Raw genomic sequence first — 13016 nt, 5'->3', positions numbered from 1 at the left:
TATCTGCTGCAACTTAAAAGCGCTCTAAACAAATAACAAATCAATTTCACTGAGTAAGTTGATTCCGGCTTTACCATCCAGAGTGCCCCATTTGTTACTGTCTTTGATCTGAGCCAATTGAAGTTGTTTATAAAACATTTTTTCAACAATCAATTTCTGTAATTGAACTGAAAATTCATCACGATCAAACAGGGTGAGTACACCCTCCAATTGATTGTAATCATCATAACGATAACGATATAGATCGTAATTTATAACTGGAATCCCACAGCTTACTGCCATCCTGATTGTTGCTGAGCAGGTAGCAACATAAATTGCGCTTAACGGTATTACTTCAGCAATATCTCCATTAAAAATAGTTACTGGATAATCATTGATAAATTGAACCGTCTCAGGATTAATACGAGGATGCAAATTAATTATAATATTATAATCATCCGCATATTTAGATAGTTCAGACATGACAAATCGTACTAATTCCTCATAATCTGAAAACTCCAGTTCATCCTTGCGTCCCTCACATTGATTTGGAGGTAAGGCGCATAAAAGTAATGGCTTGCCCGGCTGCATATTCAATGATTGATATAACTTGTCTCTGTTTGCATCCGCGTTCTGTAATTTAAAATAAAGTTCATCATTATACAAAGCCCCTGTAGCCCGTAAATGCTTCTCTTCTATACCTGCGGATATATAATAGTCTTTCATTGCGTTACTTTCCAAAGCCAGGAAATCGATATCACCGCTATTTAATAACCAGGGATTTTTAGGAGTGATTTGTAGCATTTCATGAAAAAGAACTAACTCTACAGGCAACAGCAATTGTCTTTCTTTATAAGTGAGAATCCAATGCGGAAATGCCACAGCGCATACTTTATTATACAGATTGGATAAGGATCGTGATTTTTCCTTATAGAATGCTTCTGCCCACTCCATAGTATTGGCAATCGTAAATGGAACGATAATAGAAGATATTCCTTGTTTTTTTCCTAAATAGACGAATAACTGAGTAAAATAAAATAAATTATGCTCGGGAAAAACCATCAGCTTTATATCATATTGTTTTAATATTCCAGGAATGTATCGACAATATCTATAGGCTAACCGGGAAATTGCAGGGAGAAGAAAGGGAACATTATTCCAAACAAAGGTATAACCAGACAGCAATAATTTGGGAAGATGTTTATTGGTCTTCAGGCGCTTATATCCCGATTCCTTTTTAAATAATTTACTATAAACCCCATAAAGAGTTTTAATTATTAAAGCAAAGGGAAGCAGGAGGTATTTTATAATTTCAAGAAACTGCAATAAAATGATAAATAATCTTCGTACAATCCGAAACCACAATTTAATCTTTACGGTATTATTGGTGTCAAAGTAACAGATGTATTGAATGCCTTCCGCTTCGCATAAGGCAATATGATGTTCTACCCCTTCATATTTTGCATCAAAAAAAATAAACGGTTGATACACTTTATTGTTTTTCATGACCCGCGCGACGCGGATTATTTCTTTAAAATGTGTAGAAATATGCACGTATAACAATGTATTTCTTTGTGTATTATTAGTGTTCATTTTCTAAAAGCGTTCCTACAACTGTCTGACTCAGGATAATAAATACAGATAAAGTAAGGCCTGAACTGTATTGAATATGAAGTTACACTGTAACTTCTCAAAACCTCGAAAATTTCGGTATCTTGAACGCGGTGAGTTCCTTAAAGTGGCAGCTGAGTCGCGTTCCTGCCTCATTCAGGGGATCCCTCGTTTCACTAGGGATGACATGTTCCGTGGTTATAACGTCATCCTGAACTCAGTGAAGGATCTCCAAATGCAGGCATTTCAGGAGATCTCTCACCCCGTTCGAGATGACGTTTCCCGAACTTATTGATAAACCACGTAACAACAAATTAACTTTCTTCAATTACAGATTTAATTTCTGTTTCAATTTGAAACTCTTTACTTTTAGTGTGTTCAATATTCCAGACTAACTTAGGTCTTAATAAACCTTCTGGCCAGGTACCAGTCCAATTGGAACGAACACCGACAGGTAATTGATCATCAATAATTTTCATGGATAAACACTCCATGCATTTAATTTCATTTTGATCATTATCCTGCTCATTGAGTAACACAGAAATCGTGAATTGACCCTCATTTAAAAATTCTTTCGGAATCATAACGGTTTCTGTATACAATCCTTCTTCCCGCATTGGATGTTGCGCCAGGGCAGCATGATCCATAATAGAAAATAGTTTTGCTCCCTCAAATGAAGATAAATCAACCCTTACATTGATTCTGGCATTATTCTTCAATACATTAAATTTAATTTCCAAATGTACGTTTTCATTAACTGTAAATTTCTCCTGGATTTCACCATCATCATTCAGCAATTTTAATGAATGCAGTTTCGTGGTGTCCTGTATCTGAGGAGCATTAGCTAAATCATTCTCCCAGTTTTGTTCTGAGCAAAGTGCAAACTTTCTAACAGGATCTACCGGAGCAATTACAGGTTCAGGTGGTATCACCAATTCCGGAGCTGCTGGAACTACCAATTCAGGAGCAGGGGGTATTTCAATGATATTCTCTACTGCCGCTGGTTCAGCGTTCGGTATAATGTTTCGTGTGTCAATTATTCTACCATGAGACACTTCAATTACTTTTTTACAAATTGACTCAATAGCAGTCATGTCGTGACTAACAAAAATGACTGAACGGCCGTCATTTGCTACTTCCAGCATTTTTTCTTTACATTTCTTTTGGAAGTCTTTATCACCAACAGCCAATACTTCGTCTATAAGTAATATTTCTGATTCAAGAAAAGCGGCTACAGAAAAAGCGAGTCTCATATACATACCCGAAGAATAACGCTTTACTGGGGTATCAATCTGACCGCCTAACTCTGAAAACTCTACAATATTCTTAAATATAGAATTGATCTGTTGTCGTGTTAAGCCATTAATTGCGGCATTTAAATAAATATTTTCCCGTCCAGATAATTCAGGGTGAAAACCTGTTCCAACTTCCAGTAAGCTGATTAAATGTCCTCTGTAACGGAACTCGCCATGACTGGGAGCCGTAATTCTAGACAGAATTTTTAATAAGGTACTTTTACCGGAACCATTTTGTCCAATCAGGCCGATTCGTTCTCCGGGACTTATCTGAAAATTAATATCTTTTAATGCCCAGAAATAACCATGCGGAAGACCTTCGGTTTGTTCGTTAGAAACAACAACCTTAGCAGACGCCTTTTGTAAGTCGTCAATATCATCAACAGGAGACTTATTCTTCCCGAATAATTTTTTCTTCACCTTTCTCGATAATTGTTCATATAGAGTGCCATGTTCCGTTGCTCCAGCACCCAACCTATATACTTTGCTTAAGTTATCTACTCTTAATATCCAGTTCATAATGCGTCTACTAAAGATTGTTCATGTTTCCTAAAGGTAGTGAAACCTACCACGAATACAATAATTGCTGCAGAAAATCCGAATACAAATTGCTCGGGATTTGGCCAACTACCCTTTAACGCATCACGGAATCCACAAATAACCATACTCATAGGGTTAAATTCATACCATAGACGTAACCACCGAGGTGAAGCAGATATTGGATATAAAATTGGGTTTGCAAAATAATAGAACTGCAATGCTAATGGTACAAATAATTTTAAATCCCTGTATCGCGTACTAAATGGTGCCAAAAACAAACCCAATCCCATGGCAAACATTGCCTGAATTAAAAACAGCAAGGGAAAGAGCACAAACAAATGATAGTCAAGTCGATGATAAATACTGGCACAAATTATAATAAGCCCAAAACCAACAACATAATCCACACCAGCTGACAAAGTATAAGTTCCTCCTAATAAAAGCCGGGGGAAATATATTTTATTAACCAAACCGGCATTCCCTTCTACGGAACCCATGGTCAGGTTAATCATCGCCATAAAAGCATACCAGGGTATGATCGCTACAAGATAAAATAAAAGATAGGGCAATCCATCCGTCGGGATTTTAATCATAAATCCAAAAACGAAGGTGAATACACCCACTGTAATCAATGGTGACAACACAATCCAACCAAAACCCAGTACTGTTTGAGAGTAGCGTACCTTAATGTCCCTTGCAGTAAATACCCAAAGCAACATTCTGTATCGCCATAAATCCAATAAATAGGTTTTTAACGGTTGAATGTCACCAGCTTTAATCACTGTTTCCTTCAATGGTTTTTTCTCATTCATGATACCTAAACTACCTCAGCTTTGTTTTGGTTGCATTTGAAAATATCATTCAAACAATGTATGACTCTGTCTATGTCCCGGGAGCTTAAATTAGATCCGGAAGGAAGGCAAATACCTTGATCAAATAAATAATCAGATACACTAAAATTCTCATCATGAGGATAATAAGCAGTACCAGCAAACAAGGGTTGTCTGTGCATCGGTTTCCAGGTTCTTCTTGCTTCGATGTTGTATGGTTTTAGTTGTTCTATAACTGATTCCGGTCTAATAGTGGAACAGTCCGGTTTCATAATCATGGTAGATAACCAACGGGTAGTAAAACCATTTTTAATCTCTGGCATCATTTCAATAAAAGGAAGCGATGAAAATGCCTCTTTATATTGATTAAAGACCGCTCTTCTTGAATTAACCCGTTTTTCCAAGACTTTTAATTGGCCTCTTCCAATTCCAGCAAGAACATTACTCATACGATAATTGTAACCTACAACACTGTGCTCATAATGGGACGCAGGATCACGCGCCTGAGTTGCTAAAAATCGAGCGCGTTCAATTAACTGTTCATCATCTGAAACCAACATTCCGCCACCAGAGGTGGTTATGATTTTATTTCCATTAAATGAGAACACGCCTAACTTACCGAAGGTTCCACTATGCTTACCGTTGTAAGTCGCCCCTAGAGATTCAGCGGCATCTTCCACTATAGGAACGTTATATTCATCACAGATCTTGCACAGAGCGTCATAGTTCGCGCTTTGGCCGTATAAATTAACAATAACAACTGCCTTGGGTAATTTATTTTTTTCTTTACTTTCCTTTAATGCCCTGGACAGCGCAACTGGGGACATATTCCAACTGTCCAGATCAGAATCGATAAATACGGGAATTGCGCCCTGATAAAGTATGGGATTGACCGTTGCGACGAATGTGAAACTCGACGCAAAAACTGTATCTCCCGGTCCGACACCCAATAAAACCAGAGCCAGATGAATCGCCGCTGTTCCTGAACTCAGGGCAACAGCTGATTTTACATTAATATAACTGGCGACTTCTTTCTCAAATGAATCAACGTTAGGTCCCAATGGCGCAACCCAGTTGGTCGCAAATGCCTCCTGAACGTATTGTTGTTCATGTTCTCCAATATGCGGAGAGGACAGTAATATATTGGAAGACAACTCTCTACGATGAATTAATCGCACAGGTCTGTTGTGCTCATCCAACACAGGAATATGATCCAGTGCGAATTCTGTCATCAAGTGATAAGCATCTTGAATGGTTGCGGACGCGGGAAGAGATTTGGACGAATGATCGGATAACTGATCAAGAGTAGACTCCAGAGTACAATCCTTTAATAACAGTCTCCTGATATCACCATCAGTTATTGTTCTGATAAATCCATCGTCACCATCTACTAAAAACAATACCCCCTGACCCGTTTCATCCAGTTTGCTCAGAGCCATTTTCAAGCTAAACTGTTTATTTACATATAAGTCTTTGATAGTAATCATTTTATTCCTTTTATACCGCAGGGACACCCTTTACAATAGAGTTTGGTTTTACATCTTTAACTACTACTGATCCAGCACCTATTACTGCTCCATCACCTATAGAAACACCGGGCAAAACTACTGCTCCGGCACCTATTAAAACTCGACTTCCTATCTTTACCTTACCACCCAATGTACTATTAGGCGCAATATGTGAACATGAACCAATCCTCACCTCATGATCCACAACCGCGCTATGATTAATAATGGATCCCTCGCCTATAAAACTGTCTGGTCCCAAAATAGCTTGTGCAGCAATAAAAGTTCCTGATTCAATTTGTGATGATTTAGCAATAATTGCTGCTGGATGAATAATGGTGAACAATGAAGCCTTTCGAGAAATTGATTGAATAATATCAAACCTGACCTGATTATTGCCAATTGCAACATGTGCTAATCCAGTATAATCAATCAAATCGTCCATAGTAGAATCAATCAAATGTCCACTCAGCTCCTTGCCTAATAAATCCTTATTACTATCACAAAGAGATAGTTCAAACGGCTTTGCGCTGAACGATAAAGCATCTAAAACTACTTTACTGTGTCCGCCACAACCTATTATTTTTAATTTAGTATGCATTGCTTTTATTTAATATTTGAGGATCTAATGCCATAGTTTTTAAAAGCTGATAACAGCGTTCGCTCGTATTCCCATCACCATAACAGTTAACAATATTATCTCTGAATTGATTCAACGCACTGTTTAATCCAGACAATATCGCGTCAAAATCAGTGTTAACATCAATAATATTATTACTTCGTTCTCGTAAATTTTGCCTTGTACCTACATTGACAACGGCGAGTTTAAATGAAGCCGCTTCGATAATTCCACTGCTGGAATTACCTACCATCACATCCGAATTAGCAAGACAATCAATAAATTCAGATCGATGCAAATGTTTGATGATCCTGATTTCAGGATGATGTAGATACTCCTGGATTGCTTCTCTTATCAACTGACCACCTGCATCAGAATTTGGTTCAAGACAAATGATCTGTAAGCCTTTACTTAGAGTTGCTTGAATCACGTTGTGAAATTGATTTTTAATATCTTGATATTCTTGAACTACAGGATGATAAATTAATAAAGCAATCTTCTTTTCCGGTATAAATCCATAACGCGAGGAAAATGTGGCTCTGCTCGAAGTGTTGTATTGTTTTATTTCATCCAGACCTGGTGCTCCGACTACAAAAATGGAGTTTTCTTTCTCTCCCATTTTTATCAATCGTTCTCTGGACGATTCAGTAGCGACAAAATGAACATGCGATAATTTGGAAATAGCATGACGAATCATCTCATCTACAGTTCCTGACCGTTCGCCACCATGCAAATGCACGATTGGAATATTTAAATGCACTGCCGCAATTGCCGCAGCCAGCATTTCGCCTCTATCGCCTAGCAGTAAAACAATATCCGGTTGCTCTCGTTCAAATACTTCGGTGAAACCGATCAGTTCATAACCTATTGATTTGGCCATAGTGCTATGATTTGTCTGCTCTACATCAACAGGAATGGTGCCACAGATTCGAAAACCATCGTTTTCAATTTCAGTTACTGTATTTCCATAAAGACTTGAAAGATGCATTCCGGTCACACAGACAGATAAATCCATGTCTTCAGCGGAATCCAGTTTTTTTAGCACCTCACGCATTAGGCCATAATCAGCTCGAGTGCCAGTAATATAAATAATCTTTCTACCCATCACGCGTCAATATGTTCCCATAACAAAGTACTACCAGCAGGTAGATTTACACTCAAGCGAGCACCTACAACATTTGGCAATTCCGAGGGACTAATCCCAGTACCTGGTCTTAATAAAATTAAATCCTCGCTATTAATTTGATCGCCTTTTAGCAAGTCGTGTTTTAAGGTAACGCTTCTTCTGACCAATGCTCTAATTGGGATTTCATTTTCAGAAGGTTTTTTCACACCGTTTCCTAACGCAGATTCCGCATCTCGAATAGAACTGACCAGGGTTTTCAATTCATCAGGGCTCATTGATGCAAGATGATCCGGCCCCGACAGTGACTTATCCATTGTAAAGTGCTTTTCAATAACGCAAGCGCCCATTCCAATGGCCAAAGTAGGAACAAGAATACCTAAAGTATGATCGGAATAGCCAACCGGTAAATTAAATTCTTCAGCCAGAGTCTGCATGGCTTTTAAGTTAACATCTGAAAAAGCAGCAGGATAATTGGAAGTACAATGCAACAATACGAGACTTTGAGCAAAATCCTTACCAAAGTATGGTTTTACTGTTTCAATCGCTGCGCGCACTTCATCCAAATCGCACATGCCAGTAGAGATAATTAAAGGGAGTTTTTTGCTGGCACAGTGGTGCAAATAGGGTATATTGGTTATTTCGCCAGAGGGGATTTTAAGTCGGCGTACCCCTAAAGATACCAGGAAATCTATAGTCTGATGATCGAAACCAGTTGACATAAATTCTATGCCAATTGATTGAGACAGTTCACTCAGGAGATAATGATCGTCTTCACTAAGTTCCAATGCCTTTAACATTTCATATTGAGTACTTGAATCCGGAGCGTTATTTTTTTGATATTCTGCTTTTCCAACAGTTTTGTTGACCAGAGTATCTGCTTTAAACGTTTGAAATTTTACTGCATCGGCTCCTGCTTCTTTTGCGGCATAAACCAGATCCTTCGCCAGTTGAATATCACCATTATGGTTTACACCGGCCTCAGCAATTATAAAACAACTCATAAAAGAACCTCATCCTTCAATTCTAATAATTTTTCTACTAAAGCCCAGTCCAGAGAAGTATCTATATCTATAGACTCACTAGGGCTGTCGATTAGTAAAGCCTTTGTAGGTTCACTATAAAAAGTCTTATGGGTAATGATTTGCTCTGTACTGGCAATATAGATTGAGCCATTAAGCCTATATATTGGAGAGTCTTCTTCAGTAGCATCATTATTGATGAACACATTTACCTTGGTCAGGTTACCTTCTTTGTCTATGGCTCGATACCATGACGGTTTAAAAGATACTTTATTAATCGATACGACACTATCGCCAGTCTCCCTATGCATTTCTATAGCGTTTCTGATAGTCTCGGCTTTTCTAAACGGGGAAGTAGGCTGCAGTAATAAAACACTATCAAAAAACCGATTTATTTGAGCATAGCGTTCGAGGACATCTATCACTGCACATATTACATCAGAGGAATCATTCGCTAAATAATCAGGTCTTAGCCAGGGAACAGAGGCTCCATAGGCCATGGAAATATCAGCGATTTCCTGACTGTCAGTCGAAACAACGATTTCGTCGCAACAAGATGATTGAAATGCGGCATTTATGGTATGAGCAATTAAAGGTTTACCAGCAAGTAATCGTGTATTTTTTCCAGGCAATCTTTTGGAACCGGCTCTAGCTGGTATTATTGCTAAGACTTTCACTTATTTCATCCTAAATTTGTAAGAATTGGTGGATAACTTTCAATCCTACCTCACCACTTTTCTCTGGGTGAAATTGACATCCATATACATTTTCATTTTTTATTACCGCACTAATTGCCTGACCATTATATAGTGCATCGGCCAGTCGATGTTTCGGACTCGCAGGAACGGCCATAAATGAGTGAACAAAATAAACTGATGATTTATCTGGAATATTCTTTAATATAGTATTTGACCAATCCTCACTCTGAGGCAAGGCAATCAGTTCATTCCAGCCGATATGGGGTATTTTATGAGGCGTACCATCAATGCCTTCGAGAGGAATAGAAACAACGTCACCGCTTATCAGGTCCAACCCTTGATGTGTGCCAAATTCACAGCTCCTGGATAACATCATCTGCATTCCAAGACATATACCGAGAAAAGGTTTGCCACTTGCAGCAAATTGTTTAACAGGTTCAACAAAATTTAAATCAGTTAATCCCTTCATACCATCTGCAAATGCCCCCACACCGGGTAACACCAATCGTTCGGCTTTCATAATATCTTCTGGTGTACTTACTATATTGACAGTAGTATCAAAATATTGAAAAGCACGTGCAACACTTAATAAATTACCTACGCCATAATCAATAATGGACACTGAGCTCATAGGGTTCTCACATGAATATCGTTATCTAACGCATAATTTCTAATTTCGGACAAACTTAATCTTTTATAATGCAATACATCAGCCATAGCTACTGCGTCAGCTTTGCCTTCACGAATCACATCAGTTAAATCTTCCAATCGTCCCATACCACCACTGGCTATTACCGGAATTGAAACTGCTTCTGACACCTGTTTTACTAATTCCAGATCAAAACCTTTTCGAGTGCCTTCCTGATCTATAGACGTTAATAAAATTTCACCGGCTCCAAATTCTTCACCATTTCTAGCCCAGTCAACAACATCCATAGAAGTGTGTTCACGTCCATTATCAGTCAACACTTCCCATCTGCCGTTTACAGTACGTTTTGCTTCGATTGACAAAACCACGCACTGAGAACCAAAACGCCTCGCTATATCGGATAATAGAGAAGGATTTTTAGTAGCCGCAGTATTAATTGCTACTTTATCAGCGCCACAACGCAGCAGTTGCTTTACATCATCAACACTTCGAATACCACCACCTACTGTGATTGGTATAAATACATTTTCTGCTGTTGTTTTTACAATATCAGAGAGATTATTGCGACCATATAAGGAGGCAACTGTATCCATATAAATTAACTCATCCGCGCCTTGGGCATAATACTGCATAGCAAATTCATTCGGATTGCCAACAACTCTCAAACCTTCGAGATGAATTCCTTTAATAAGATTAGGACCTTTAATATCCAATCGCGCAATCAGTCGGACATTACTCATCAAACTGTCTCCAGATATTCCGCTGTAGTTTTTTCAAGGTTACTTACCTGATGTCTTAATAACCACTGCCCGTCTTCTTTTTTCCATAAATGTGGGGATCTGAATGTATCAGCCAAGGCCATGAAATAAGCTCTATCCATGATGGGCTGTTCAAACATTTGAGACGCAATTGGAAAATCTTTAGGATTGATACTCAAATATTTAAATATTTCTTCCGCAAATCGCTCGGGGAATTCCTGATCAAAACGTTTTACTAAAGCCACGCCCTCTTCTCGTGTAATATCACCAGAACGTATCTCCTGAGAAGCATCATAGGTTGCTCTGCCGATACCAAATTTGGTTAAGGTAGTAAAGTAATGAAAATCATCAATTTTGTCATCGATACTATTGTATTTACTGTAAGTTCCCGGCGTTCTTTCAGGAGAAGCCTCAAAACCACCATGTTCTACTGAATAGTAATAGCAACTTTGTGGATGCCATTTCAAATAATAGCCCAGATAATGAACTTCAATTTGTTTTTCTTCTATTTGCTGAGGATCTGCAGGCAAATAGGCGTCCAAATCGCAATTGACCAAACCATAATTATCTTTTAACTCTTGAACTGATGTTCCACCTAAAAAGACTTTGCTCTTATCTTCAGCGGTAAAATATTTCCAATCACGCTTGGCAGACTCAGTATCACCTATAGGATTACCGTATTCTGCTTCATTTTCTCCATACACAACTAATTTTATATTATGCAGTAAAGCCATTTTAGGAGCATATGCTTTTTGGCCTATCATAAATGGCTGGAAAGGATGAAATAAATTTTCGACAGCTAATCGTGTAACCAATCGATGAACTCGACCATTCGGTGTGAATAAATGATTATCAAAACCGGCATGGAGCCAGGATTGGAAGTTTCTCCAGCCCCAGGGAGTATACATATGAGGTGCCCAGGTAACAGTCAGTGGGTTCATACCGTATTTATACTTTAATATATGAGCGGCATAAAAACTGTCCTTGCCACCTGAACCGGGTACTACACAATCATAAGAACCGTCTTTGCTTCTAAATCGATCACAAAGCTCTCTTAACTCAGCGTCCCGCTCTTCCCAATTAATACCTGCCTTTTTCCGTTCAGCAACACGACAGGCGTCACAAACTCCGTGCTCATCAAAATGGATGGTGAGTTTTTTTGATTCCTTTTTATGTTCATATTCTACTGCGGAATTAGGCCTTTGATTTGAAATAACACAAATTCTGCAAAATTCTACATTTTGAGGTAACCCATATTTCGTTTGGAGCTGCTCTGCAGGAAGCTGAAAACTCGATAAATCTATAGACTTTGGTGCAGAAATTTTACTCATAACAATTCCTTTCTGGCTTTTACACTTTTTATAATTTCGGCAGTATACAATAAAAATCTTGGCTATTAAACAAATCCTGTTATCAAATCAATGAAGTTTGTAAAGATGAAATATTTTCCTCAAACACCTGTCGCCAATTGCCCCATTTTAAGGATATACTTGAAAAATAGTGTTAAACAGGAATTCTGCATGTCCTTGAAGGCCATGTATAACCAAATCGCTGAGAATTATGCTACCGCTAATCGCTTTGGAGCAATTAGTGAGAGTCATCATGTTGCTATTGAACAGATGAAGAAATTTCATTTGGGCTTAAAACCCAATTTTAAAGTTCTTGATCTGGGTGTTGGCGACGGCGCTTTTCTGCGCAAGCTTCAACGTATCATGCCAGCTGCAGAATTTACCGGTATCGACGTTTCTTCTGAAATGTTAAAGCGTGCCAGTGAAACCTTGAGTTTAAAAACCATAGAAACCAGTGCTGCTGATGCGAGCAAATTCTTACCTCCCCATAGTCAGGATTTGGTACTGGCGCATTTTATTAATGCCTACATCCCTATCAATATCTTATTCGATGAAGCAAAATTGTTAACACGGGCTACTGGGCATTATTCAATGATCACGACGACCTATGATTCATTCCCTGTCGCGCAACAACAATTAGCTGAATTTATAGCCCAGGATTCTTTATTAAGCAGTGTCGTTGGTCATTACTATAAATCCATAGTAAAAAATACAACGGTTGCCGCAAATCTCGAAGAGCTGATGCTCGCCTTTAAACAACATCAGTTTGAAATCATTGATCATAAGCGCCTGGAAATACCGATTACGCTCAATAACATTGACGAATTAGCTCTTTTTGGCATTGAAGGTACCTGGTTTCTCAATACCCTATCGATTCGCATGTTACCTAAATATTTTTTGATTCAACGGTTAAAACGTCTGTTCAGTAAAATTTTCACGTTCCCCTATCATGATACTCATATAATAGATGTAGTCCTTGCAAAGAAGTGATAACCTAATTTATAGAACATTTTAGGTGTATATTTTCATGGACGAGGT

At 38.3% G+C, this 13016-nt stretch carries 12 protein-coding genes; 1 reads left to right on the top strand and 11 read right to left on the bottom strand.

Going from position 1 to position 13016, the window contains the following annotated elements:
- Positions 1–24 precede the first annotated feature (24 nt).
- From Lqua_RS10060 to Lqua_RS10010, 11 genes are all read right to left on the bottom strand, one after another.
- Positions 25–1572, bottom strand: coding sequence for a hypothetical protein (locus Lqua_RS10060; protein WP_058474152.1), 1548 nt, complete (start codon positions 1570–1572; stop codon positions 25–27).
- A gap of 332 nt (positions 1573–1904) precedes the next feature.
- Positions 1905–3404, bottom strand: a complete 1500-nt coding sequence (locus tag Lqua_RS10055; RefSeq protein ID WP_058474151.1) for an ABC transporter ATP-binding protein — start codon at positions 3402–3404, stop codon at positions 1905–1907.
- On the bottom strand, positions 3401–4237 hold the full coding sequence (locus tag Lqua_RS10050; RefSeq protein ID WP_058474150.1) for an ABC transporter permease: 837 nt from the start codon (positions 4235–4237) through the stop codon (positions 3401–3403). The genes Lqua_RS10055 and Lqua_RS10050 overlap by 4 nt, the downstream gene beginning before the upstream one ends.
- A gap of 5 nt (positions 4238–4242) precedes the next feature.
- Positions 4243–5742: an aminotransferase class I/II-fold pyridoxal phosphate-dependent enzyme gene (locus Lqua_RS10045; protein ID WP_058474149.1), complete on the bottom strand. Its 1500-nt coding sequence runs from the start codon at positions 5740–5742 to the stop codon at positions 4243–4245.
- A 10-nt stretch (positions 5743–5752) separates the two neighbouring features.
- Positions 5753–6361 (bottom strand): acetyltransferase, encoded by a 609-nt coding sequence (locus Lqua_RS10040; protein WP_058474148.1) that lies wholly within the window; start codon positions 6359–6361, stop codon positions 5753–5755.
- Positions 6351–7484, bottom strand: coding sequence for a UDP-N-acetylglucosamine 2-epimerase (neuC, locus tag Lqua_RS10035; protein ID WP_058474147.1), 1134 nt, complete (start codon positions 7482–7484; stop codon positions 6351–6353). The genes Lqua_RS10040 and neuC overlap by 11 nt, the downstream gene beginning before the upstream one ends.
- Positions 7484–8506, bottom strand: a complete 1023-nt coding sequence (gene neuB, locus Lqua_RS10030; protein WP_058474146.1) for an N-acetylneuraminate synthase — start codon at positions 8504–8506, stop codon at positions 7484–7486. Before neuB ends, neuC begins: the two co-directional genes overlap by 1 nt.
- Positions 8503–9201 (bottom strand): acylneuraminate cytidylyltransferase family protein, encoded by a 699-nt coding sequence (locus Lqua_RS10025; protein WP_058474145.1) that lies wholly within the window; start codon positions 9199–9201, stop codon positions 8503–8505. The genes neuB and Lqua_RS10025 overlap by 4 nt, the downstream gene beginning before the upstream one ends.
- Before the next feature lie 10 nt (positions 9202–9211).
- Positions 9212–9853, bottom strand: a complete 642-nt coding sequence (gene hisH / locus Lqua_RS10020; RefSeq protein ID WP_058474144.1) for an imidazole glycerol phosphate synthase subunit HisH — start codon at positions 9851–9853, stop codon at positions 9212–9214.
- A complete protein-coding gene (wbuZ, locus tag Lqua_RS10015) occupies positions 9850–10611 on the bottom strand; it encodes a glycosyl amidation-associated protein WbuZ (RefSeq protein ID WP_058474143.1) in 762 nt (253 codons plus the stop codon). The genes hisH and wbuZ overlap by 4 nt, the downstream gene beginning before the upstream one ends.
- Positions 10611–11960 carry an N-acetyl sugar amidotransferase gene (locus tag Lqua_RS10010; protein WP_058474142.1) on the bottom strand — a complete coding sequence of 450 codons (1350 nt, stop codon included), beginning with the start codon at positions 11958–11960 and terminating at the stop codon, positions 10611–10613. The genes wbuZ and Lqua_RS10010 overlap by 1 nt, the downstream gene beginning before the upstream one ends.
- Before the next feature lie 189 nt (positions 11961–12149).
- Here Lqua_RS10010 and Lqua_RS10005 point away from each other — a divergent pair, with 189 nt between their 5' ends.
- Positions 12150–12968 carry a class I SAM-dependent methyltransferase gene (locus Lqua_RS10005; protein WP_058474141.1) on the top strand — a complete coding sequence of 273 codons (819 nt, stop codon included), beginning with the start codon at positions 12150–12152 and terminating at the stop codon, positions 12966–12968.
- The last annotated feature ends 48 nt before the right edge of the window (positions 12969–13016 follow it).

Source organism: Legionella quateirensis, from assembly GCF_001467955.1.
Lineage (GTDB): Bacteria > Pseudomonadota > Gammaproteobacteria > Legionellales > Legionellaceae > Legionella > Legionella quateirensis.
The sequence above is the reverse complement of the archived record's forward strand: the minus strand, read 5'-3'. Positions and strand labels throughout refer to the sequence as shown.

Excerpts from the sequence above, each read along its gene's own strand:
- Lqua_RS10060 (WP_058474152.1), bottom strand. The coding sequence starts at position 1,572 with ATGAACACTAATAATACACAAAGAAATACATTGTTATACGTGCATATT.
- Lqua_RS10055 (WP_058474151.1), bottom strand. The coding sequence starts at position 3,404 with ATGAACTGGATATTAAGAGTAGATAACTTAAGCAAAGTATATAGGTTG.
- Lqua_RS10050 (WP_058474150.1), bottom strand. The coding sequence starts at position 4,237 with ATGAATGAGAAAAAACCATTGAAGGAAACAGTGATTAAAGCTGGTGAC.
- Lqua_RS10045 (WP_058474149.1), bottom strand. The coding sequence starts at position 5,742 with ATGATTACTATCAAAGACTTATATGTAAATAAACAGTTTAGCTTGAAA.
- Lqua_RS10040 (WP_058474148.1), bottom strand. The coding sequence starts at position 6,361 with ATGCATACTAAATTAAAAATAATAGGTTGTGGCGGACACAGTAAAGTA.
- neuC (WP_058474147.1), bottom strand. The coding sequence starts at position 7,484 with ATGGGTAGAAAGATTATTTATATTACTGGCACTCGAGCTGATTATGGC.
- neuB (WP_058474146.1), bottom strand. The coding sequence starts at position 8,506 with ATGAGTTGTTTTATAATTGCTGAGGCCGGTGTAAACCATAATGGTGAT.
- hisH (WP_058474144.1), bottom strand. The coding sequence starts at position 9,853 with ATGAGCTCAGTGTCCATTATTGATTATGGCGTAGGTAATTTATTAAGT.
- wbuZ (WP_058474143.1), bottom strand. The coding sequence starts at position 10,611 with ATGAGTAATGTCCGACTGATTGCGCGATTGGATATTAAAGGTCCTAAT.
- Lqua_RS10010 (WP_058474142.1), bottom strand. The coding sequence starts at position 11,960 with ATGAGTAAAATTTCTGCACCAAAGTCTATAGATTTATCGAGTTTTCAG.
- Lqua_RS10005 (WP_058474141.1), top strand. The coding sequence starts at position 12,150 with ATGTCCTTGAAGGCCATGTATAACCAAATCGCTGAGAATTATGCTACC.